This is a genomic window from Bacillus sp. FJAT-45066, from assembly GCF_002335755.1.
GTDB lineage: Bacteria > Bacillota > Bacilli > Bacillales > Bacillaceae_I > Bacillus_CD > Bacillus_CD alkalisoli.
Map to the genome: position 1 here is coordinate 1,458,353 of NZ_NISQ01000001.1, position 25,242 is coordinate 1,483,594.

At 34.6% G+C, this 25,242-nt stretch carries 22 protein-coding genes; all 22 read right to left on the bottom strand.

Annotated elements, in window-relative coordinates:
* Positions 1 to 45: 45 nt before the first annotated feature.
* The 22 genes from rimP to flhA all read right to left on the bottom strand — a co-directional run bounded on the left by rimP (position 46) and on the right by flhA (position 25,241).
* Complete coding sequence (rimP, locus tag CDZ92_RS07400; RefSeq protein ID WP_096154602.1) at positions 46 to 519, bottom strand: ribosome maturation factor RimP; 474 nt, start codon at positions 517 to 519, stop codon at positions 46 to 48.
* Between the two features lie 453 nt (positions 520 to 972).
* A complete protein-coding gene (locus CDZ92_RS07405; RefSeq protein WP_096154603.1) occupies positions 973 to 5,277 on the bottom strand; it encodes a PolC-type DNA polymerase III in 4,305 nt (1,434 codons plus the stop codon).
* 153 nt (positions 5,278 to 5,430) lie between these two features.
* Positions 5,431 to 7,128: a proline--tRNA ligase gene (locus CDZ92_RS07410; RefSeq protein ID WP_096154604.1), complete on the bottom strand. Its 1,698-nt coding sequence runs from the start codon at positions 7,126 to 7,128 to the stop codon at positions 5,431 to 5,433.
* Between the two features lie 84 nt (positions 7,129 to 7,212).
* Complete coding sequence (rseP, locus tag CDZ92_RS07415) at positions 7,213 to 8,475, bottom strand: RIP metalloprotease RseP (RefSeq protein WP_096154605.1); 1,263 nt, start codon at positions 8,473 to 8,475, stop codon at positions 7,213 to 7,215.
* Positions 8,476 to 8,479: 4 nt separating this feature from the next.
* Positions 8,480 to 9,637 carry a 1-deoxy-D-xylulose-5-phosphate reductoisomerase gene (gene dxr / locus CDZ92_RS07420; RefSeq protein ID WP_096154606.1) on the bottom strand — a complete coding sequence of 386 codons (1,158 nt, stop codon included), beginning with the start codon at positions 9,635 to 9,637 and terminating at the stop codon, positions 8,480 to 8,482.
* A gap of 37 nt (positions 9,638 to 9,674) precedes the next feature.
* Positions 9,675 to 10,466 carry a phosphatidate cytidylyltransferase gene (locus tag CDZ92_RS07425; protein WP_096154607.1) on the bottom strand — a complete coding sequence of 264 codons (792 nt, stop codon included), beginning with the start codon at positions 10,464 to 10,466 and terminating at the stop codon, positions 9,675 to 9,677.
* A gap of 18 nt (positions 10,467 to 10,484) precedes the next feature.
* Positions 10,485 to 11,258: an isoprenyl transferase gene (locus CDZ92_RS07430; RefSeq protein WP_096154608.1), complete on the bottom strand. Its 774-nt coding sequence runs from the start codon at positions 11,256 to 11,258 to the stop codon at positions 10,485 to 10,487.
* A gap of 120 nt (positions 11,259 to 11,378) precedes the next feature.
* Positions 11,379 to 11,900, bottom strand: coding sequence for a ribosome recycling factor (frr, locus tag CDZ92_RS07435; protein ID WP_406564925.1), 522 nt, complete (start codon positions 11,898 to 11,900; stop codon positions 11,379 to 11,381).
* 38 nt (positions 11,901 to 11,938) lie between these two features.
* Positions 11,939 to 12,661: a UMP kinase gene (gene pyrH, locus CDZ92_RS07440; protein WP_096154610.1), complete on the bottom strand. Its 723-nt coding sequence runs from the start codon at positions 12,659 to 12,661 to the stop codon at positions 11,939 to 11,941.
* A gap of 115 nt (positions 12,662 to 12,776) precedes the next feature.
* Positions 12,777 to 13,658, bottom strand: coding sequence for a translation elongation factor Ts (gene tsf / locus CDZ92_RS07445; RefSeq protein WP_096154611.1), 882 nt, complete (start codon positions 13,656 to 13,658; stop codon positions 12,777 to 12,779).
* Between the two features lie 111 nt (positions 13,659 to 13,769).
* Positions 13,770 to 14,477, bottom strand: coding sequence for a 30S ribosomal protein S2 (rpsB, locus tag CDZ92_RS07450; RefSeq protein ID WP_096154612.1), 708 nt, complete (start codon positions 14,475 to 14,477; stop codon positions 13,770 to 13,772).
* 161 nt (positions 14,478 to 14,638) lie between these two features.
* A complete protein-coding gene (locus CDZ92_RS19615; protein ID WP_141395206.1) occupies positions 14,639 to 15,130 on the bottom strand; it encodes a DUF2802 domain-containing protein in 492 nt (163 codons plus the stop codon).
* A 6-nt stretch (positions 15,131 to 15,136) separates the two neighbouring features.
* A complete protein-coding gene (locus CDZ92_RS07460) occupies positions 15,137 to 15,409 on the bottom strand; it encodes a hypothetical protein (protein WP_096154613.1) in 273 nt (90 codons plus the stop codon).
* A 210-nt stretch (positions 15,410 to 15,619) separates the two neighbouring features.
* Positions 15,620 to 16,381, bottom strand: a complete 762-nt coding sequence (locus tag CDZ92_RS07465; RefSeq protein WP_096154614.1) for a FliA/WhiG family RNA polymerase sigma factor — start codon at positions 16,379 to 16,381, stop codon at positions 15,620 to 15,622.
* A 54-nt stretch (positions 16,382 to 16,435) separates the two neighbouring features.
* Positions 16,436 to 16,933, bottom strand: coding sequence for a chemotaxis protein CheD (locus CDZ92_RS07470; RefSeq protein WP_096154615.1), 498 nt, complete (start codon positions 16,931 to 16,933; stop codon positions 16,436 to 16,438).
* Positions 16,934 to 17,563, bottom strand: a complete 630-nt coding sequence (locus tag CDZ92_RS07475) for a chemotaxis protein CheC (RefSeq protein ID WP_096154616.1) — start codon at positions 17,561 to 17,563, stop codon at positions 16,934 to 16,936. It lies immediately after the preceding gene.
* 3 nt (positions 17,564 to 17,566) lie between these two features.
* Positions 17,567 to 18,025, bottom strand: coding sequence for a chemotaxis protein CheW (locus CDZ92_RS07480; RefSeq protein ID WP_096154617.1), 459 nt, complete (start codon positions 18,023 to 18,025; stop codon positions 17,567 to 17,569).
* 17 nt (positions 18,026 to 18,042) lie between these two features.
* On the bottom strand, positions 18,043 to 20,070 hold the full coding sequence (locus CDZ92_RS07485; RefSeq protein ID WP_096154618.1) for a chemotaxis protein CheA: 2,028 nt from the start codon (positions 20,068 to 20,070) through the stop codon (positions 18,043 to 18,045).
* Between the two features lie 13 nt (positions 20,071 to 20,083).
* The gene (locus CDZ92_RS07490; protein WP_096154619.1) at positions 20,084 to 21,178 is read right to left on the bottom strand and encodes a protein-glutamate methylesterase/protein-glutamine glutaminase; all 1,095 of its coding nucleotides are present in this window, start codon (positions 21,176 to 21,178) and stop codon (positions 20,084 to 20,086) included.
* Between the two features lie 3 nt (positions 21,179 to 21,181).
* Positions 21,182 to 22,063 carry a MinD/ParA family protein gene (locus CDZ92_RS07495; protein WP_227521502.1) on the bottom strand — a complete coding sequence of 294 codons (882 nt, stop codon included), beginning with the start codon at positions 22,061 to 22,063 and terminating at the stop codon, positions 21,182 to 21,184.
* Positions 22,063 to 23,205 (bottom strand): flagellar biosynthesis protein FlhF, encoded by a 1,143-nt coding sequence (flhF, locus tag CDZ92_RS07500; protein ID WP_096154620.1) that lies wholly within the window; start codon positions 23,203 to 23,205, stop codon positions 22,063 to 22,065. The genes CDZ92_RS07495 and flhF overlap by 1 nt, the downstream gene beginning before the upstream one ends.
* Entirely contained in the window at positions 23,202 to 25,241 is a 2,040-nt protein-coding gene (gene flhA / locus CDZ92_RS07505) for a flagellar biosynthesis protein FlhA (RefSeq protein WP_096154621.1), read from the bottom strand. Before flhA ends, flhF begins: the two co-directional genes overlap by 4 nt.
* Position 25,242 lies beyond the last annotated feature (1 nt).

The window sequence follows — 25,242 nt, forward strand, 5'->3', positions numbered from 1 at the left end:
ACATAATCTTTTTGTAGATACATTTTTTAAAAAGCTTTATATTTTTTAACTGAAGCTAACCGCAAGTCTAGCTTTTGCTATCTTTCCGTATGGAATAGCCACTTCTTTTTTACGTGTTTTAATCATTACTGAAATGGTTAAAATGTCGTCTTCAAAAGAGACTAGTTCTCCTTCAAATGTTTTTACACCATCTATTGGCTCGTAAGTTTTAACATTAACTAGTTTACCAATTGCTTTTTCTACGTCTTCTTTTTTCTTTAAGGGGCGTTCTGCACCTGGTGATGATACTTCAAGGAAATAGTTATGTGTAATAGGGTCAACTTCATCTAGCTTTTCGCTAAGTTTTTCACTAACAAGTCCACAATCTTCAATGTCTATTCCTTCAGACTTGTCAACATAAACACGTAAAAACCATGAAGCACCTTCTTTAACATACTCAATGTCTACTAGTTCTAAATTCATTTCTTGTACTATTGGGGACACTAACTGTTCAACTATTTCCGTAACCTTTTGACTCATTTTATTCCTCCTTCCCACTCAGCGGGAAAAAAATTTGTAGTAGGTCTAACACTACTCGCTAAAACGATTACAAGGTAACTTATTTTGCATTTAATGATGTTAAACAAAACACTCCGCTTATATTCTGTGTAAGTTTAGGATATAAATCCATATTATGTATAACCATTTAAGCACATTGGTAAAATGAAGGCATTTTACTCGCATATAATAACGAAAGAGCGGGTTTCCCCACTCTTTCGTCAATTACCTGTATATAGCATTTCCAATACTAATATAACATATGCTAATGTTTAATGCAAATTAGAAAAGCGCAGGCGGCTTGGTTGACCCGACAAGCATAAGACAAGGCCAGCACGAGGACGCTTTTTTTCCTCGAGATGGCAATGGCTTATGTCTCGAGGGGCTAGACGCCAGAGCTAGATAATTAGAAAAGCGTAGGTGGCTCGGTCAGCCCTAGAAAAGCGAAAGTTGATTTTGATCAGGTAATGATTCTAAACAGCCGTGTTTATCTAAGTACTCAATTAGCGTTTTACTTACACGACCACGCTGTTGTAGATCTTCTTTAGACAAAAACTCACCTTCTGCTCTTGCTTTAACAATATTAATTGCTGCGTTTGTACCAAGTCCAGGAATAGAGTTGAACGGTGGAATTAAAGAGTTTCCTTCAATAAGAAAATCACTTGCACTTGATTTGTACAAATCTACTTTACTGAAAGAAAAACCTCTTTCACACATTTCTAGTGAAAGTTCTAGTACGGTTAATAACGACTTTTCCTTCGGTGAGACTTCTAACCCTTTTGCATTTATCTCTTCAATTCTACTCTTGATGGAGTTTGATCCTTTTACCATCGTATCAATATCAAAGTCATCTGCTCTAACTGTAAAGTATGCTGCATAATAAAGAAGAGGAAAATGAACTTTGAAGTAAGCAATCCTTACTGCCATTAAAACATAGGCAGCAGCATGAGCTTTAGGGAACATATATTTTATTTTCAAGCAAGAATCAATGTACCATTTAGGCACTTTGTTCTTGACCATTTCCTCTTTGAACTCTTCTGTCAGCCCTTTACCTTTACGAACAGATTCCATAATCTTAAATGCTAAGGAAGGATCTAATCCTTTGTATATCAAATAAACCATGATGTCATCACGACATCCGATAACTTCACTTAATGTACACGTTTTGTTATGAATCAATTCCTGTGCATTTCCAAGCCAAACGTCTGTCCCATGTGAAAGTCCAGAAATTTGGACAAGCTCTGAAAAAGTAGAAGGTTTTGTGTCTTCTAACATTTGACGAACAAACCTTGTACCAAACTCGGGAATTCCTAATGTACCTGTTTTACACATTATTTGTTCTGATGTTACACCTAATGATTCAGTCCCACTGAAAATTTTCATTACTTCAGGGTCATCTGTTGGAATCGTTTTAGGATCTATTCCACTTAAATCTTGTAACATACGAATGACGGTAGGGTCATCGTGACCTAATATATCAAGCTTTAATAGATTATCGTGTATAGAATGGAAATCAAAGTGAGTAGTTTTCCATTCGGATGTTTTATCGTCTGCAGGGAACTGTATTGGTGAAAAGTCATAAATATCCATATAGTCCGGAACTACAATAATTCCACCTGGATGTTGTCCCGTTGTACGTTTTACGCCTGTACATCCACTTGACAGCCTATCTATTTCTGCACCACGTAAAATTAGATTATTATCGTTAGCATAACCTTTTACATATCCGTAAGCCGTTTTGTCCGCTACTGTACCAATTGTTCCTGCCCGATAGACATATTCCTCTCCGAACAATACTTTCGTATAATTGTGGGCTACAGGTTGATATTCTCCGGAAAAGTTTAAATCGATGTCAGGCACTTTATCTCCTTTGAATCCTAAGAAAGTTTCAAATGGGATGTCATGCCCATCTTTTCTATAAGGAGCACCACAATCGACACAATCTTTATCTGGCAAGTCAAATCCAGAACCTACTGATCCATCATTAAAGAATTCTGAATGTTTACATTCTGGGCAAACATAATGTGGTGCCAATGGGTTAACTTCTGTTATTTCTGTTAATGTTGCCACAAATGATGATCCTACAGATCCACGCGAACCAACTAGATAACCATCATCTAATGATTTCTTTACAAGTTTGTGTGAGATTAAATAGATTACTGCAAAACCGTGTCCAATAATACTTTTTAATTCTTTCTCAATACGCGCTTCAACAATTTCTGGCAAGTCATCTCCATATATGTGACGAGCCATGGAATAACTCATATTTCGTATTTCATCATCTGCACCTTCAATTTTTGGTGTATACAGATCATCTTTAATAGGTTTAATTACATCTATCATATTGGCTATTTTTTGAGTATTAAATACAACTATCTCTTTTGCTTTCTCTTTAGGTAAGAAAGCAAAAGCCTCTAACATTTCATCTGTTGATTTAAAATGCACATCTGGTAGGGTATGTCTATTTAACGGGTTTGCTCCACCTTGTGAACGCACTAAGATTTCACGATGAACCTTATCCTCTTTATTCAAATAGTGTACGTTACCTGTAGCCACTACTGGTATCTCTAATTTTTCTCCTAATTGGACAATATTAGATATGATTTCTTTTAACTTTACTTCATTTCGAACTAATTCAAGCTCAATTAAATGTTGATAATTGCTTGGCGGCTGAACTTCTATATAATCGTAAAACTCAGCAATAGACTCCACTTCATCAGGTGTCTTTTGCATCATTCCTTCGAACACTTCTCCTTTGTCACAAGCTGTACCAACAAGTAAACCCTCTCGATATTTTTGAAGTACCGACCTAGGAATTCGTGGTACACGGAAAAAATATTCCATATGAGAAATAGAAATAAGTTTAAATAAGTTCTTTAATCCAATGTCATTTTGAGCCAACAAGGTGATGTGAGAAGGACGTGCGCGTTGGTATGCATTAGATTTACCAGCATTTTCATTTAAATCGTCATGATACAGAATTTCTTTTTCAATCGTTTCTTTAATCATCTTTACTAATAAATAGCCTGTTGCTTCTGCATCATAGATAGCTCTATGGTGTTGAGTTAACTCAATATCAAACTTTTTACAGAGAGTATTTAAACGATGGTTTTTTAAATCAGGATATAAAAATCTCCCTAACTCTAACGTGTCGATAACAGGGTTTTTCGCTTTACCTAAACCGATTCTTTGATAACCGATGTTAAGAAAGCCCATATCAAAGCTAGCATTATGAGCTACTAAAGTATCATTTTCAATCCAATCATGAAATTTCTTAAGTACATCTTCTAATTCTGGTGCATTTTCTACCATATCGTCGGTTATACCTGTTAAATCGATGGTAGTTGCTGAAAGCGGGTGATGAGGATTTGCAAAAGACTCAAATCGATCTATTATTTCCCCTTCTTTTACTTTTACAGCCGCAAGTTCAATGATTGTGTCGTACATCGCTGACAAGCCGGTTGTTTCAACGTCAAATACGATATACGTTTCCTCGGCTAGTAATCGATGTGTCTCATTATAAGCAATAGGCACTCGATCATCCACAAGGTTTGCTTCAAGGCCATATAATATTTTTATATCATTTTTCTTACCTGCAGAATATGCTTCTGGGAAAGATTGTCCAACACCATGGTCTGTGACGGCTATAGCAGGATGACCCCATTTCTTTGCTTGAGCTACAAGTTTAGAAACACTCGTAACAGCATCCATTTGACTCATTGGAGTGTGTAAATGTAACTCTACTCTTTTCTCATCTTCTGGAGCTGTATCTTTACGTACTTTACCGCTAATTTCATTCACGTCATTTGCCATCATCACAAGGTCACGTACAAAAGTATCAACTTGAACATTACCTCTAACTCTTAACCACATGCCTTTTTTAATTCCTTGTAGCAATGGAATATCTTCTTTCCCACGAGAAAACATCTTTACCATAATTGAGTTAGTATAGTCCGTGATTTTAAACGTTAATAAAGTTCGACCGCTTTTTAATTCTTTCGTTTCTGCGTCAAACACATATCCTTGAATAGCAACTTTTCGTTCTTCTTCTATTATTTCTTCTAATAGTTTAATTTCTACATCATTTTTAATTTCATATCCGATAACGATAGGACCTGTAATTTCTTCACTAGTATCAGCTTCTTCTTTCTTTTGCATTTCAGATACAGCAGCGAAAGCTCGCTCTTTATCTTCGGATTCTTTTTGCTCTACAAACAGTTTATATTCTTGTTCTGAAAAAGAAAGTGTAGTATCAAATGCAAAAGATGGAAAACCATAACTCAGATAGCTATTAGTTATCGTAGGACCAAGTTTCCGTTTAACAGCAATTGCCTCCGCTTCATTTCTAGCAGTTATTGTTAACTTTTGCCCAGAAATAGTAGGTGTTTGACTTTGCAATAAAGAAATGAGTGGTGGTGAGCAGCCATCTATTTCTTGTATACAAAAAGGCCAATAATCTCCAACTAATTCACTGTCGTATTCAGGTTGGTTAACTTCTATTTGAAACGATACGTCTGCAATGTGTGAGAAACTACTTCTAATTTTGGAAGAGAATACATCGAACACATTTGCAGGCAATATTTTTGTCATTGTAAAATGAAAATGCCAACGTTTATTACCTTTTTCTACAACAAGTTTATTAATACCAGCTTCCTGAAAATATGGCATTATATTATCATCTGTTAACGACAATTGTTGCAGAAGTAGGCGGAATTTCTCTTTTCTATCTACTGACTGCATGAAGACATGTCCTCCTTTCACACTAGCTTCTTTGCACCTAAAAAAAAGATGACTCAAGAGTGTCATCCTCCAAACTTTACGGAAAGACATACTTTATGTGAGTCATCATTTTTGTTTATAGCGCGAATCACCATGTTACATATTATACTACGATTAGACAGATTTTTGAATCACTGATAGTAGCTCTTCTACGGAAACTTCAACTGATTCACCGTTATGTCTCCACTTTACTTCGACAATACCTTCATCAGATCTTTTTCCAACCGTCACTCTTACAGGAAGTCCAATTAGTTCAGAGTCAGCAAATTTTACACCAGGGCGCTCTTGACGATCATCTAACAAAGTATCTAATCTTGCGTCTTTACACATGGAATAAATTTTATCAGCAAGTTCTCTTTGTGTATCATTTTTCACATTTACAGGAATTACATGAACATCAAATGGAGTTACAGCGCTTGGCCATAAAATTCCATTCTCATCATGATTTTGTTCTACCATTGCAGCTAGTACTCGAGAAACTCCAATACCATAACAACCCATGATCATAGGTTTAGTGCGTCCATTTTCATCTAAGTACGTGGCACTCATAGCTTCACTGTAACGAGTACCTAATTTAAAAATATGGCCAACTTCAATACCTTTTGCAAACTTAATGACACCTTGTCCATCCGGAGATGTGTCTCCTTCTTTAATAAAACGAAGGTCTGCAATCGACTGAACGTTAAAGTCTTTCTCTATGTTCACATTTCGATAATGATAGCCCTCTTCATTTGCACCACAAACACCATTAACTACTGCTGCTACTGCATGATCCGCAATAACTTCAATTGCGTCTGGAACGTTAACTGGTCCTACAGAACCAACAGAACAATTAAAGAGTTTTTTCACTTCTGCTTCAGTCGCTAATTCTACAACTGTTGCTTCCATTAAGTTTTTCACTTTTACATCGTTGACTTCGTGATCACCACGAACTAACACAAGTACAAATTTCTCATCGACTTTAAACAGCAAAGACTTAATACATTTTTGTTCTTCAACGTGTAAAAACGAAGATACTTCTGCAATTGTTTTTTGATTTGGTGTTTCTATCTTTTCTATATCAATGATTGCTTCATTACTTTTAGCGTATTCCACTGCAACTGGAGCCATTTCAATGTTTGCAGCAAAATTAGAGCTATCAGAATAAGCAATTGTATCTTCACCAATTTCAGATAGTACCATAAATTCATGCGTATCTTTCCCACCCATTGCACCACTATCTGCGATAACCGCCCGGAAATTTAGTCCTAAGCGTGTGAAAATGTTTGAATAAGCTTCATACATCTTGTTGTACACTTCGTCTAAGCTTTCTGAATTAGAGTGAAAAGAATACGCGTCTTTCATTAAGAACTCACGACCACGTAATAAGCCAAATCTTGGACGCTTTTCATCACGGAATTTTGTTTGAATTTGATACAAAGTTAACGGAAGTTTTTTATAAGACTTTATTTCATCTCGAACTAACGTTGTAATAACTTCTTCATGTGTAGCACCTAATGCGAATTCACGATCGTGACGATCTTTTAGTCTCATTAATTCAGGACCGTATGAATACCATCTACCTGATTCTTGCCATAATTCCGCAGCTTGCATGGCAGGCATTAGTAATTCCACTGCACCTGCATTATCCATTTCTTCGCGCACGATATCTTCTATTTTCTTTAATACCTTTTTTCCTAAAGGTAAAAAGCTATAAATTCCACTTGTGTTTTGGCGAATGTACCCTGCTCGAAGTAGAAGTTGGTGGCTTTTCACTTCAGCATCTGATGGTACTTCACGTAATGTAGGAATTAACGTCATACTTTGCTTCATCTAGAACACCTCTATTTTCTAAATACGTATTTTATGTAAAAAATAGCACTTGCAACTCTATGAGATGCAAGTACTTTATTATGATTACAAGAAGAATCGTTGGATGTCATTCCATGTTACTACTAGCATTAAAAGCATTAATAGAGCGAATCCGATAAAGTGAACTAGTCCTTCTTTATGGCGATCTACTGGCTTTCCTCTTACAGCTTCTACTGCAAAGAACATTAAACGTCCACCATCAAGGGCGGGAATAGGTAGTAAGTTTATGATACCTAAGTTAATGCTAAGTACAGCAGCCCATCTCATTAATAGAAACACACCTGATTCAGCAACAACTTCCGTTGACTTATAAATCCCTACTGGTCCTGATAACATATCAATGGAAAATTGACCAGTTATTAATTTTCCTAAGCCAATAATAATATCACGAGTCCATCCGTAAGTTTCCTTAGCTGCATTCGGTATTGCGGAAACAATTGATTTTTCCATTGGCATATAAACCCCAATTACACCTCTAGACACCCCTTCAATCGTATCTTCTTTTGGTGTTACTGGTATGTTAATAGACTGACCATTTCTTTCTACTAAGAAAAGCAATTCTTCGTTTGCATTTACTTTTATAATGTCTACGATTTCTTCCCAAGTTGTGACGGAGTCATTGTTAATAGCAACGACTTTGTCCCCTTTTTCGAGCCCTGCAGTTATAGCTGCGCCGTCAGGCGTAAGTTCACCTAATTCAGCTTTATTCACTGGATAACCGTGAGCTACACCTAAGAATGCGAAAATAACAAAAGCCAAAATAAAGTTCATCATCGGTCCGGCAAAGATAGCCATCGTTCTTTGTCTCAATGTTTTAGATGCGAACTGACGATTAAATGGCGCAATCTGTACATCTTGACCGTCTATAACAAAATAAGACTCCTCACTAACTTTGAATTCTACTAATGATTCGTCTTCATCATTTAGTTCATAACCTTTAATAAACATTTCATGTTCTAAATCTGCTTTTTCTACTTCTATTACTTTAGCATTTGGAAATTTCTCTTTGTTGTTCATTATTACTTTTTCAACTAAGCCTTCTTTATTAAATAAAAGGCCAACGTGATACCCAGGTTTTACATCTATCATTTCTGGGTCTTCACCAGCCATTCGAACGAAACCTCCAATTGGCAATAGTCTTATTGTGTAAACTGTTTCTTCCTTTTTAAAAGAAAATACTTTTGGGCCAAAGCCAATAGCGAATTCACGACACATAATACCTGCTCTTTTTGCAAAAACTAAATGGCCGAGTTCGTGTACAAATACTAAAACACCAAAAATAATAATAAAAGAAATGGCTGTTTCCATATTTTCACCTCTTTTCAATTAATGAGCGTACAAATTGTCTTGTTTCTGAATCAACAGTTTTTATCACATCTAAATTGGGGTGACTAATGGAACTATGCTTTTCTAATGCTTGTTCTATCAGATCCTCAATCATTAGAAAAGAGATTTCTCCTTGCAAAAATGCAACCCTTGCCACTTCATTAGCAGCATTTAATACCGTTGTAAGCGTTCCACCAACTTTACCAGCTTCGTATGCAAACTGTAAAGAACGATACCTTTCAAAATCTGCTTTTTCGAAATGTAATTTACCTAGTTCAACTAAGTTTAATCTTTTTCCGCCTTTATGTGGAAGTCGGTCTGGAAAAGTTAAAGCATATTGTATAGGTACTCTCATATCAGGAGTTCCTAATTGAGCCATTACACTTGTATCTTGAAATTCAACCATAGAGTGGATAATACTTTCCCTATGTAGTACAACTTCTATCTTTTCATAAGGTAATTGAAATAGCCAATGTGCTTCAATTACTTCTAAACCTTTATTCATCATTGTTGCAGAGTCAATGGTAATGGTTGCTCCCATTGACCAGTTAGGATGGTTTAAAGCTTCTTTTACCGTAACATTCTTTAATTCATCGCGTGTTTTATCTCTAAAGCTACCTCCTGAAGCAGTAATGATAATAGATTCGATATTTTTATCATTTTCTCCTTGTAGGCATTGATAAATAGCCGAATGTTCACTATCAACAGGAATAATTGATACTCCATGTTTTTCGGCAGCCTCCATAACTAAATGCCCTGCAGTTACAAGCGTTTCTTTATTTGCTAATGCAATAGTTTTCCCACATTCAATTGCTTGTAAAGTTGGTATCAAACCAACACTTCCGCTAACTGCGTTAACAAGTGTATCCGATTCACTATATGTTGCTACTTCAATATTACCTTCTTCACCGTATGTAAAATGTATATTTATATTGGATACGGTTGATTTTAAACTTTCCATATCCTCTTTTGATTGTACAGAAACTAGTTTGGGACTAAACTCCCCAATAACTTCTTCTGCAAATTGAATGTTTTTCCCGACACTAAAAGCAACTAGTTGAAACTGTTCTCTATGTTGCCTTATCACATCGAGAGTTTGGGTGCCGATAGAGCCAGAAGCACCTAATAGACTAATACGTTTCATTCTGTCACTCCCCATATAAAGCTCATCGCACTATTTTCTATAAGATAAAAAGATGTATAAAATGCAAAATTGGCAATACAAAAAGTAAACTATCAAATCTATCTAAAATACCACCGTGTCCAGGTAAAATTTGACCTGAATCCTTTATTTCGTAATGACGTTTTAGCGCTGATTCAACAAGGTCACCAATTTGTCCAAAAATAGAAAGTAAAATAGCAATGATTATAGTCCATAACACACCATATTCTAAGCCTACTAAAACATGAAAAGCTAAACCTACAACAATTGCACAAAGAACGCCACCTAAAGAGCCTTCAATCGTTTTGTTTGGACTAATTTCAGGCCATAACTTGTTCTTTCCGAAAGATCGACCGATAAAATAAGCACCAGAATCTGTTGACCAAATAACAAATAAAGCAAAGAAAATGTAAGCAAGTCCTGCTTCACGAATTTCAATAAAATAATAAAAACCCATACCTACATATAAAATGGATATTAACATAAAGCCTACATCATCGAATGTAAATTTATTTTTAGTTACAACTGTATATGTTAAAAATAACAATACGGCTACTAATACTAGTTCCACTTTTGTAAGGAAAATAGAGTAATCTTTTGTTACTTCACTAGGCAACAATATAGCCCATAAAAGTAATAAGCCAATAACTCCAGGAGTACTAAATATAGAAATTCGCTTCATTCTTAACGCTTCAAATAATCCAACAGACCCTAATATATACACTAATGAAATAAATGGTAAATTACCATAAATAACGATCGGTAAAAAAAATGCTGCTGCTATAACTGCTGTTATTATCCGTTGTTTCATTTTATGTCACACACCTTCTTATATACCACCAAATCTTCTTCCTCGTCCCTGGAAAGTAGCAATAGCCTCATATAAATGTTCTTCTGAAAAATCTGGCCACAATACATCTGTAAAATAAAACTCAGCATATGCTAGTTGCCATAACATAAAATTGCTCAATCTTATTTCTCCACTTGTACGAATTAAAAGATCTGGATCTGGTAAAGAATGACTAAACAAGTACTTATTAACTGTTTCCTCTGTTATATTACTGTCTGCAAGATCATTTGAATGCACATCGTTTACAATATTTTTAACGGCACGAACAATTTCATCTCTACTTCCATAATTCAATGCAAAATTAAGAATAAGTCCAGTGTTATTTTTTGTTTCTTCCATTGCTTTTTCTACAGCTGCTAAAGTATGCTTTGGTAATTCTTCTTTATTGCCCATTATCATTACTTTTACATTCTCTTGTTTTAACTCTGGTAGAAAAGTTGATAAAAACTCTTCAGGAAGTTTCATTAAGTATTCTACTTCTAACTTAGGGCGTTTCCAATTTTCCGTTGAAAAAGCATATAAAGTAAGAGCTTCCACACCTAAAGAATTAGCAGCTTTAGTAATTTTCCTTACTGTTTTCATACCTTCATGATGTCCTGCAATTCTAGGCATTGCTCGTTTTTTCGCCCATCTTCCATTTCCGTCCATAATGATAGCAATATGTTTGGGAATCGAATGTTGTAAAATCTCTCCCTTTATATCACGGTTATCGGAGCTGTCTTTCCCTCTCCATCTTTGTATTTTTTTAAACATACAAATCCTCCAGTGAAAAAATAAATAGAAATTCATTTTCTATTTACATTTACAGTATTAACAAAAAAACCCCCTGTAATCATAAGAGGGTCTTTTCATCTTATTTTACATGGAAAATGATTATACTTCCATGATTTCTTTTTCTTTTTCTTTTGTAACTTGATCGATTTTAACAATATGACTATCCGTTTCCTTTTGGATATCATCTGTAAATCCACGTAATTCGTCTTCTGTAATTTCGCCCTTCTTTTCTAACTTTTTCAAGTCATCGTTACCGTCACGACGAATGTTACGAATAGCTACTTTTGCTTCTTCAGAATATTTTTTCACTACTTTAACAAGCTCTTTACGACGCTCTTCTGTTAATGCTGGAATCGCAATTCGAATTACTGATCCATCGTTAGTAGGGTTAATTCCTAAATCAGACTTAATAATTGCTCTTTCAATTTCACCTAAAGATGTCTTGTCATAAGGTTGAATGACTAAAAGTCTAGCTTCCGGCACACTAATAGATGCTAACTGATTAACAGGTGTAGGAGCACCGTAATAATCTACTGTAATTTTATCTAAAAGACTAGCACTTGCTCTACCAGCTCTAACTGTTGATAGCTCTCTAGTGTAAGCTTGTACTGCTTTATCCATCTTTTCACGAGTTGCAGAAACTACTTGTTTACTCAATGTTATTTCCCCCTTACAATTGTTCCGATATTTTCACCTAATACTACACGTTTAATATTACCTTCTTCCATTACAGAGAAGACGATAATCGGGATGTCATTATCCATACATAAAGAAGAAGCGGTAGAATCCATTACAGCTAAACCTTCACGTAAAACGTCTAAGTATGATAATGTGTCGTACTTTGTAGCAGAAGCATCTTTCGTTGGATCTGCACTATATACTCCATCCACATTATTTTTAGCCATTAAAATAACATCTGCTTCAATTTCAGCAGCTCGTAATGCTGCTGTTGTGTCAGTTGAGAAGTATGGGTTACCAGTACCTGCAGCAAAAATAACGACACGTTTCTTTTCTAAATGACGTATTGCTTTTCTTCTAATATAAGGTTCTGCGACTTGTCTCATTTCAATAGAAGTTTGAACTCGAGTTTCCACGCCAGAAGTTTCAAGGCTATCTTGAAGTGCAAGAGAATTCATTACAGTTGCTAACATTCCCATGTAATCAGCAGTTGCACGGTCCATACCCATTTCGCTACCGATTTTACCTCTCCAAATATTTCCTCCACCTACAACTACTGCCACTTCCACACCTAGTTCAGCAAGTTCTTTTACTTGCTTAGCTACAGAGTTAATAACGGACGGGTTAATCCCAAATCCTTGTTCTCCAGCTAATGCTTCGCCACTTAATTTTAATACTACACGTTTATATTTCGCTTGAGCCATAATAACCTCCATGTATCATTGGATATTTTTTATTTAAAGTTAAATTTTGTATGTTGAGAAAACTTTTAAAAAAGGGAACACAATGAAGTGCTCCCTATATGCAAAGTTGTTACTCTTATTTTTTAACTTGGCTCATTACTTCTTCTGCGAAGTTGTCTTGACGCTTTTCAATTCCTTCTCCTACTTCATAACGAACGAAAGATTTAACTGTTGCGCCTTTGCTAGCAACGAAGTCACGTACTTTTTGATCAGGGTTTTTAACAAAAGATTGATCAAGTAAGCAGATGTCTTGGAAGTACTTAGTTAAGCGACCTTCTACCATTTTCGCAACGATATTTTCAGGCTTACCTTCGTTTAACGCTTGTTGAGTTAAGATTTCACGCTCACGCTCAGCTTCATCTGCAGAAACTTCGTCACGAGAAATATATTTAGGGTTAATAGCAGCGATATGCATTGCCACATCTTTAGCAGCAGCCTCTTCAGTCGTGCCTTCTAATAAAGTTAGTACTCCAATACGTCCACCCATGTGTAAGTATGCACCGAAAGCATCTGCATCTGATTTTGTTACAATAGTGTAGCGACGTAGAGTTAATTTTTCACCAATTTTAGCAATAGCACTGTTTATATAAGTCTCAACAGTTGAACCGTTATCCATTGTAGCAGCTAAAGCTTCTTCAATAGTTGCAGGTTTGTTTGTAAGTAAAAATTCACCTAGTTCACTTACTAATGTTTTGAAACCTTCGTTTTTCGCAACGAAATCTGTTTCTGAGTTAACTTCTAAAAGAACCGCTTCATTTCCTTTTGTGAAGATAGCAGTTGAACCTTCAGCAGCAATACGATCAGCTTTTTTAGCAGCTTTTGCGATACCTTTTTCACGTAAGTAATCGATTGCTTTGTCCATATCACCGTTTGTTTCAGTTAACGCTTTTTTACAATCCATCATACCAGCGCCAGTTTTTTCACGAAGTTCTTTAACCATTTGTGCAGTAACAGCCATTTTAAAATCCTCCTTAAAATATGTATAGAGGAGACAAAGTCTTCCTCGATTTTCTCTTTCCAAAAAAAGGTGATAAAAGGCTATCCCCTCTTATCACCTTTTGCTTAATAATTAAGCAGTAGTTGTAGCAGTCTCTTCGCCTTGTCTACCTTCTATAATAGCGTCAGCCATTTTAGCAGTTAATAATTTAACAGCGCGAATTGCGTCATCGTTTGCAGGGATAACAACATCAATTTCGTCTGGATCACAGTTTGTATCAACGATACCAACGATAGGAATGTTTAATTTTTTCGCTTCTGCAACAGCTATGCGCTCTTTACGTGGGTCAATAATAAATAATGCATCAGGAAGTTCTTTCATGTCTTTAATTCCACCTAAGAACTTTTCAAGACGGTCTAACTCTTTGTTTAACATTACAACTTCTTTTTTAGGAAGTACTTCAAAAGTACCGTCTTCAGACATTCTTTCGATATCTTTTAAACGAGTGATACGTTTTTGAATTGTTTCGAAGTTTGTTAAAGTACCACCTAACCAGCGTTGGTTAATGTAGTACATTCCAACACGTTCTGCTTCTTCCTTAACAGAATCTTGTGCTTGTTTTTTCGTACCAACGAATAAAACAGTTCCGCCGTTTCCAGCTAACTCTTTAACAAAGTTGTAAGCTTCTTCAACCTTTTTAACTGTTTTTTGTAGGTCGATGATGTAAATACCGTTACGCTCCGTGAAGATATATTTCTTCATTTTTGGGTTCCAACGGCGAGTTTGATGTCCGAAGTGAACACCAGCTTCTAAAAGCTGTTTCATAGAAATTACTGACATATTATTTTCCTCCTAATGGTTTTTTATCCTCCGTTCACATCATTTCTAAGCAAAACTAACATAAAGCTAGCACCAATGCTTAAATCAGTAAACGTGTGTATTCATAACACCAAAAACTAATATATCATAATGAGTTTATACAATCAAGTCGAAAATGAATTTCATTGTCGAAATTTCAATAATAACTCCACTTCCGTTTTTCCTAAATTCAACCTTTGTGCTATCTGTTCGGTTGATACACCACTTTCGTGCAATACTAACGCTAGTTCATATGGACTCTTTTCTACCTGAGCAAGATTTGGGACGACTTCTTCATTATGATCACTAATAAGTTCATTAATATCTTCCTGTTCATTTAGAAGTTCATTAACATCTTCTTTTACTAGTGGTTCTTCTACTATGTTAATACTTTGAGAAGAAACGTTAGGTATACTGTCTCCACTTCGTTTTCTTCTTTCAAATTCTTTTATGAAATGTTCATTTTCTTCTTTTAATTCATAAACATAACTAGAAATTGTATCTTCAGCTTCTTTTAATAACGCCTTATATTCTTCTTCTAATTGCTGTATTTTTGAAATCTTTTTATACATAATTAGAAATAAAAATATCGCTAGCAAACTTAACAGTAAGTTAATTGTAAGAAAAAAATACATAAGCCACTACCCTGTAATATCAAAATTTTTCCCTTTATAAGGGTGTTTTTCCGTTTGTCTTTTTGATTCTTGTTGAGATTCGTGATGAGCTAATATAGTTTCTTTATCTTCCTTTTCTATTTTCGCTACTTTCTTTCGTTTTAACTCTTCCTTTTTTAACTCTTGTTCGGCAATTTGCGCTTGAGAAAGCATAGCTTTATTATTGAACTGTTCTTGCATTTTACCTAAATCTACTGTTCTAGGTATAGCTATTTGAAGTTCGATTAACTTAAGACTCATGCCCTTCACACCTTTAGTATTGTATTAATATTTTCGATATTGGCTATCATGAAACTCTTTGACTAGGTTAAAAAAAGTTGATATCAGCTATAAATCGTTATAACACTAATACTTCCTTTTCAATCTACCTTTACTAGTACAGCAACGAAAAGCTGACCCGTATCAAAATAATTATTTAGCTAGCGACAAACTAGCTCTATTAAAACAATACTATATAAACTTCGTTAATTCCTTCTTTAATTTGAAAATTGCTTTAGAATGAATTTGCGAGATTCTTGAGGTTGTAAGTCCTAATACATGTCCTATTTCTGTTAACGTTAGTTCATCCTGATAGAAAAGACTAATTACTAATTGTTCATTTTCGTTAAGAAGTAATATTTTTTCTTCCAAAGCTTTTAGAGATTCTACCTTTAAAAGTTCTTCTTCAGGAGTATGAGTTTTACTATCTCTTAATGAGAAGCTGGACAGTGTATCGTCTTGATCATTTGGCAGCTCATCTATTGATAGAACATTTGCTAAAAACGCTTCATTCATTATAGAGATGACCTCATCTTCTGGTAAGTTCAATTTAATAGCTATTTCTTCTGAAGAAGCATTTCGATACTCTGTTTGTTCTATTTCCTCTATTACAGCTTCCACTTTTTTTGCTTTTTCTCTCACACTACGTGGTAACCAGTCTTCTTTTCTTAGTCCATCTATAATGGAACCACGAATACGAAAGGAAGCATACGTATCAAACTTTAATTCTCTTGATTGATCAAACTTTTCAATAGCATCGTAAAGACCAAAAAGTGCTAGGCTTTTCAACTCGTCCGCACTTACACTCTTTGGTAGTCCTACCGCTACTCGTTGAACATGGTATTGGACTAATGGCATATATTTTCTGACTAAGTAATTTCCAGCTTCAGGGTCCCTTTTTGTTTTCCAAAGATGCCAATTATGCTGATCTTTGCTTGAAGTTATGCTCGCCATGTTATACCTCCTACTATGCCAAATTACGAGTGGGCATCAAAATAATAAAACAAATTATATATAATGAATTCCTTTATTCACTGTTTTTATCATAAGTTTTCCTGTACTAGGGTCGAACTCAATAGTACGGCCACTATTTCCTCCACAATCTTCCGAAACTAGTGGAATTTGAAAGGATCTTAACCTTTCTTTTACAGCTTGTACATTTCTAGGACCAATCCTCAACGTGTCATTGGTGGAGGAAAAACGGAACATTTCTGCTCCACCTGCCATTTTTGCTTGGAGATTCCTTCTACTTGCACCATTCATTAGTAAAGTTTCTAATAAAAACTCGACTCCGGTGTCTGCATATTTACATTTATTTATTCCTTCAGTTCTAGCTAAACTAGATTCTGGCAGCATTACATGGACCATTCCAGCAACTTGTTTTTTTATATCGAATAATACTAAGCCAACACACGAACCTAATCCTGACGTTCTTATAATCTTAGGTGGGGTTACAATATTTGCTTCAGCAATACCTACTTTAATAATCTTTTCTAACGTAATCATCTATAATACACCTAAAGAATTTGATATTTTTTTTAATGATTCAGGATGTGGAATAAAGAAAAAATGCCCCTTTACTTTTTGAATTTCTGATTGTGTTGAGTGTTCGAGTTGAGTATCAATAAAAAGGACATTGTCGCTCTCCTGAGAAATTTCTAAAATACCTTCTGTTACAATTGCCCCAACCATATCGATCCCTACTTGTGGAACAGAAGGTGTAACATGTAAATTTGTAAAATTAGATAGCGCAGTTAAATAATGCGCACAAATAATGTTTCCTAATTCTTGTAAAGCAGATATTGCTAATTCGTCAAATTCATATGTTTCAAAATTTGTATTAATATCATGTGTAAGTTGCTTTACTAAGCTTGTTCCATCTTTTAAAGAAAGAACAAAAAATAAACTACCACTTAATTCACCTTCCACTTTTAAAAAAACAGCAGCGACTGGAAGTTCTGGCCCTCCAACTAAATCCATCATTTCATTTATATTAACTAGTTTTGCTGAAGGGACACTCATATTTATTTTCTTATTTACCAATTTCGAAAGGGCTGTAGCGGCCATACCAGCACCTATGTTACCAAGTTCTTTTAATATATCTAACTGATTAATTGACTTGTTACAATTATCCATACTTTATGCCAACACCTTTGATATTTCTTTATCAGAGGTAAGAATATTATTCAAATCTAAGTAAACTAAAATTCTAGTGTCAATTTTTACCACACCATTAACGTATTTATTTTCTACTGAATCAATGACTTCTGGTGTGTTTTCAATTTGTTCATTTTTCACATCAATAACATCATTTGCACCATCGACGATAAACCCTACTTCCATATCATCAATTGTAGTCATTAAGATTCTAGTAGAACTACTATAGTCTAATTTTTCAAGATTAAATCGTATGCGTAAATCGATAATTGGAGTGATCACACCTCGTAAATTAATAACTCCTTTAACATAGGAAGGTGTTTTAGGGACTCTAGTTATTGGTTGTAGTTTTTCGATAGAACGTACTTGTTCAACAGGTATTGCGTATTCTTCGCTATTTAACTCAAAGGCTATTATTTTGATATATTTTTCTTCTATCATTTCACTTGTCCTCTTTTCTATTTAATTAGTGCGTTACAATCTACAATTAATGCAACTTGACCATCACCTAGAATTGTTGCTCCTGAAATTGCAAATGTAGAACTTAAATAGTTTCCAAGTGATTTTAATACGACTTCTTGTTGACCAATAAATGAATCTACTACAAGTCCTGCAAGCTTTTCGCCTTTTTTAACTAATACTAGTGAGCATAAGTTCTCTGACATACTTTCTTTCGGAATCTCAAAAAGTCGTTCTAAGAACACAAGTGGGACAATTTTATCTCTAAAATTTATTACTTGTTGTCCATGAAGCGATAAAATATCTTCTCTCTTAATAATCGCCGTCTCAATTATAGAGGATAAAGGTATAGCATACTTCTCGTTCCCTATCTCTGTTAATAGAACAGAAATAATTGATAGTGTTAGCGGTAATTGAATGGAGAATGTAGTACCAGAACCTTCTATGGAATCTATTGAGATGGAACCTCCTAAAGATTCTATTGTGTTTTTCACAACATCTAGTCCAACACCACGGCCGGAAATATCAGAGATAGTTTCTGCAGTCGAAAAACCAGATGATAAAATTAATTCATACACTTCTTTATCCGAAAGAGATAGCGATTCATCTTTGGAGATAACTCCTCTTTCTATTGCTTTATTTAATACTCTGTCTTTACTTATACCTGCTCCGTTATCTGCTATCTCGATAAATACGTGGTTTCCACTATGGTACGCCTTTAGTGTAATTATACCTTCTTCTATTTTCCCTTGTTCAGTACGAACGCCAGGTGTTTCGATTCCGTGATCAATGGCATTTCTAATTAAATGTACAAGAGGATCACCAATTTCATCGATTACCGTTCTATCTAACTCCGTGTCTGCACCAATTATTTGCAGCTCTACATGTTTACCTAAATCTTTCGCAAGTTGTCTAACCATCCTCGGAAAACGGTTAAATACTGTATCAATCGGAACCATTCGCATATTCAAAATGATGTTTTGTAAATCATTCGAGATTCTCGACATTTTCTCCACAGTTTCATGTAGTTCGTTATGGTTTAACTCATTCGAAATTTGTTCTAACCTTCCTCTATCTATAACTAATTCTTCAAACAAATTCATTAAAACATCTAGTCTATCTATGTTAACGCGAATCGTTTTATTCGAAGGTTGATTTGTTTTCGGTTGTATTACTTCATTTTCTACAACTTGTTTAGTAGCGGCAACTTCTTTTTTCACTTCGTTCAAATTCTGTACTTGTTCTGCTTCCGTAGCTTGTTCATCACTCTTAAGTTTCGTAACATCTAATTTAACAATTTGCACTTCTTCCACTTCAGAAACTTTAAGAATAGATTCCTTTACAAACTCTATCTCTTCTTTCGTTAAAATTGTTACAGTAAAAGTCTCATCAAACTTTTCCTCTTCTAAAATCTCCACCGATGGAGTGGCTTTAATTACTTCAGCCATTTTTTCAATAGTCTCAAAAACCATATATACTCGTACAGATTTAAGTAGACAATCTTTTCGTAGTTTAACCCTTAACTCACATGGCGTATATCCTTGTTCCTCTGACTGCTCTAAAACTGTAACTTCATATTGATCATAATCAATGGACGACTCAATATGGACCTCAGAAGATTCTGAATATGATTGCAACAGGTCAAGTTCACCTGCTTCGACTTTGTTTAATAAATTCACTATGGAAGTTACGTCTTTTTTACCGTCTCCACCATCAGCAATCGAAAAAACGATTTCCTCTAAATATTCAACAGATTGCAATAAAATATCTAATATTTCGGTAGTAACACTTATCTTGTCGTTACGAATTCCGTCTAAAACGTTTTCCATTTGATGTGTTAAGTTTGCTAAGTCTTCATACCCCATTGTAGCTGACATACCTTTAAGTGTATGGGCTGAACGGAAGATTTCATTAATAATAGAAGTTTCATTAGGATTGCGCTCTAATACTAGAAGTTGGTCATTTATTATTTGTAAGTGCTCTTTACTTTCTTCGATAAAAATATCAAGATATTGGTTAAGATCCATATAATTTGCACCCCTATATATTATTCAAAATTACATTAGCAATGTCGTTTAATTCGGCAACTTCATCTACTAAACCTGTTTCTTTTGCAGATTTGGGCATACCATAAACAATGGATGATACTTCTGACTCCGCAATAATATATGCATTATCTTTCTGTTTAATTGCTTGAATACCGAGAGTTCCATCGTTTCCCATTCCTGTCAAAACAGTAACTACCTTTCTCCATTCTTCTAGTAAACTTATAGATTGAAACAATACATCTACTGCAGGCCTATGTCCCCTTATTGGTGGGGATTGATTTAACTGAATGATTAGTTTATCTACGTTATCCTTTACTACTTCCATATGGTATCCACCAGGAGCAATGTAAGCTGTATTTTGCAAAACATACATATTGTGTTCCGCTTCTACCACAGTTAGTTTACTAAGAGTATTTAATCTATCTGATAATGATTTAGTAAATCCAGGAGGCATATGCTGAACAATAAAAATAGGGGCATTGATGTTTCCTGGTAAACTAGTTAAGACTTGCTGTAAAGCTCTTGGACCTCCTGTTGAAGTTCCAATTGCAATAATGGTTTTTTCATGATTTTCATGCTTCTGTTTTAATGGTTGTTGTATTTCTTGCTTCTTTTCCAAATTTTGTTTTTCTATACTGTCAAAAGCTTTTGTTTTCAATGTTAGAAGTTTTCTATTTTTCATAGAAACTTTAGAAGCATGGATTATTTTTGAAATAAGTTCCTCTTTTACTTTATATAAATCTAATGAAATAGCTCCAGAAGGCTTTGGAACAAAGTCAATTGCCCCTAATTCCATCGCCTTAATTGTATTGTGAGCACCTTCTTTTGTTGTACTTGAAAGCATAATTGTTGGAATAGGGTAGTTACTTATCATTTTTTCTAGAGCCGTTAGTCCGTCCATTACTGGCATTTCTATATCTAATGTAATTACATCTGGTGAGTATTGTGTTAGTTTTTCTAATAAGTCCATTCCATTGTTAGCTGTAGTAATGACTTCTATTAAAGGATGATCATTTAGCATATCTGAAATTAACTTTCTCATGAAAAATGAGTCATCCGTAACTAACACTTTTATTTTTTGTTGCATGTATTAAGCCTTCCTCTCTAAGAAAAATTGAAACAACTTAGAGACAAAATTTGTATTGTTTTTTTGTGACGAGCTAACTACTAACTGTAAATATCTTTTTGTAATATCATTTATAGCTTTTGATGCAATACATGATGGATAAATAATAGTAAATGGTTTTTGTTCCATTACAGCACTCATGACATACTTATCATCAGGTACGAACCCTAATAAGGTTAAGTCTTTTTTTATAAAACGCTTGGAAACCGTGCTTAAACGTTGAAAAGTTTGAACAGCATTCTTTTCATTAAGTGCTCTATTTATAATTACTTGAAATGGAACATTAATGCTTTGTGCAGCAATTATTTTTAATGCTGAATATGCATCCGTTAGAGAAGTTGGTTCACCAGTAGTGACTAAGAATATTTCATTCATTGATAGTAACAGTTGCAAGTTTTCTTCTGTTATTCCGGCTCCCATATCAAAAATAATATAATCATATTGATTTGTAAGAGTTTGTAATTGAAGTAAAAATGAAATTACTTTATCTTTTTCAACTTGAAAAACGTTCGTTAACCCTGAGCCACCAGCGATAAAAGATAAGTTATGAGGTCCTTTTTGAATCAAATGCTTTAGTTCATAATTATGAAGAAAAAAATCCACAATAGATAGCTTCTGAGTAGAACCTAGAAGGACGTCAATATTAGCCATGCCAATATCTAAATCAATAAGTAAAACAGATTTTCCGTATTTTTGCATTGTTAAGGCGAAGTTTAAAGAAACATTTGACTTCCCGACCCCACCTTTTCCACTTATAACTGCAATTGTATGAGGAAGTCTATCTTCTTTTTTCTCTTTTTTCTTTTTGTTCATATTTTCTCTTAATAAGAACGCCTGGTCTTTCATTATTTTAAACCTTCTTCAATTAAATTCATTACTTTTGACTGTGACATTGGTTGAATATCTTCTGGTACACCTTGGCCGGTTGTAATAAATGCCACACCTTTATTAAATTCTTTCATCATGGCAAACATTGCTCCACTACTTGATGTCTCATCTAATTTTGTGAAAATAAATTGTTCAAAATTCACGTGTGAAAATTGGTTTGCAATTTTTTTCATATCCGTCAGTTTAGAGGTTAAGGATAATACTAAATATGTTTCCACATCGTCATTAAAATTAATAATATTTTTTAAGTCTTGTACATATTTAGCATCTAAGTAGTTTCGACCAGCAGTGTCAATAAATATTAAATCAACATTTTCTAACCTTTTTTTTGCTTTTATAAAATCTTCGGCGTTGTAACACACTTCTAATGGTGCATCAAGTATATTAGCATACGTTTTTAATTGGTCAATCGCTGCAATTCGATACGTATCTGTCGTAATAAAACCTATTTTTTTACCTTCCTTTAATGATACATGTGCAGCAAGTTTTGCTAATGTTGTAGTCTTACCTACTCCTGTAGGACCGACTAAACTAATATATTTCTTTTGAAGCTTTTTCCCACTAAATTCAAGCTTCACCGTTAAAGCATTAAAATGTTCGATAACTTTTTCTTTAATAACATTCTTATTATTTAATTGATCTAATGAACTTACTTCTAAAACATACCCCATCGCTTCTGTAACCATCTCATCTGGAATATCAAATTGTAATAATTTCTTTTCTATTTGAACCATTTCAGTTGACCAGTTACTTTTTTGCTTGTCTAGTTCAAGTTTTTGTATTAGGCTTTTCATTTCTTTTAAGCTATTAGCAATGTCAACATTTTCGTTTATATCACTAATCGGGGGTACTTTATCATAATCAAAATGTTTAGGCCTATTTTCTATATAGTTGTTCTTACTTTTATACTCTTCTTGTTTCACGTTCTCTAATTCATCTATCGCTGCTATTACTTCTACTTGTCTCTTTTTTATAAAACCAAAAAACTTAGTAGAATAAACAGCTTTTGAATTGAGAATGACGGCTTCTTCGCCTAATTCCGTTCGTACTAACTTCATAGCTTCATTCATCGTGTCAGCGGTATATTTCTTCACTTTCATGATTCAACATTCACCACCCCAATACTTTGTACTTCTACGTTTGCTTCTAATTCATTGTAAGATAATACTGGAACATGAGGTAAATATCGTTCAATTAATTGTCTAACATACATTCTTATTGCAGGAGAACATAATACGATAGGCGTTTGTTCATATAATGAAAATTGTTCTAGTTGTGCTGCAAGCGCTTGAACAATTTGCATAGACGTATCAGGATCTAACGCTAAATAGTTTCCGTGTTCCGTTTGTTGTATATGGTCTGCAAAAAGTTTTTCTACTCTTCCTGAGAGTGTGACAACTTTAAAGCTTTCGTTTGGAACAGCATATTGATTAGTAATTTGCTTGTTTAAAGCTTGTCTCACATATTCTGTTAACAAGTCAGTATCAGATGATAGTTTTCCATAATCCGCTAACGTTTCGAAGATGATTGGAAGGTTTCTTATGGAAACATTTTCTTTCAATAACTTAGATAATACTTTTTGTACGTCTCCGATGGAAAGAGGGTTTGGCGTAACCTCTTCTACTAAAATAGGAGCGGACTCTTTTAGATGTTCTATTAGTTGCTTTGTTTCTTGTCTACCTAATAATTCATATGCATGTTGTTTAATTTTTTCCGTAATATGAGTGGACACTACGGATGGAGGATCAACTACTGTATAACCGTACATTTCCGCTTCATCTTTAACGGTTTCTGAAATCCACTTAGCTGGTAATCCAAATGATGGTTCAATAGTATCTATACCTTCTATCGACCCTTCTTCCACGCCTGGGCTCATTGCTAAATAATGATCTAACAATATTTCACCCTTTGCGACTTCACTACCTTTAATTTTCAATCGGTATTCATTAGGTTGAAGCTGAATGTTGTCTCTTATACGCACAACTGGAATCACTATTCCAAGTTCTAATGCTAACTGTCTCCTAATCATTACAATTCTATCTAAGAGGTCTCCACCTTGCTTTGAGTCTGCTAACGGTATTAGTCCATATCCAAACTCAAATTCAATGGGGTCAACGGATAATAAGTTGACAACACTTTCCGGACTTTTTAATTCGTCCGTGACAACTTCTTCTTCCGTTTCCTCCAAAATCACTTCTTCTTTTTCATGATTTTTAGAAATAAAGTATCCACCAACAATAAGTACACCAGCTATTGGAGTAGTAAGCATCCAATCTATTGGGGTTGCAATACCTAATAAAAGAATTGCTCCACCAGCTACATAAAGCATTTTAGGATAAGCAAAAAGTTGTGCTGTTATATCAGAACCAAGGTTACCCTCTGACGCTGCTCTTGTTACCACTATACCTGTCGCAGTTGCAATTAATAAAGCGGGGATTTGAGAAACAATTCCATCCCCTACTGTTAATAAGGTGAATTTTTGAGCCGATTCAGCAATTGTTAAGCCTTGTTGTGCCATACCTACGACTATTCCAAAAATCATGTTTATTAACACAATGATGATCCCTGCTATGGCATCACCTTTTACAAATTTACTAGCTCCATCCATTGCTCCGTAAAAGTCTGCTTCTTTCGAAATTTTCTCACGTCGTTCTCTTGCCTGTGTTTCTGAGATTAACCCAGCATTTAGATCTGCATCAATAGCCATTTGTTTACCAGGCATCGCATCTAATGTAAACCTTGCTGCAACTTCCGAAACACGTTCAGAACCTTTTGTTATAACAACAAACTGGATAACTACTAAAATAATAAAAACAACTAAACCAACTACTACGTTTCCACTGACAACAAACGTTCCAAACGTTTCTACTACACTACCCGCATCCCCTTCACTTAAAATGGACCTTGTAGTAGAAACGTTTAGTCCTAAACGGTAAAGGGTAAGAAGCAATAGTAACGACGGAAAGATAGAGAACTGTAAAGGCTCATTTACATTCATTGTCGTTAATAACACTATTAAGGCAAGGGAAATATTTACGATAATTAATATACTTAGCATCCATGGTGGAAATGGTACGATTAACATCGCAACTATTAATATAACACTAAGTAATACGGACAAATCTCTTGCTGACATA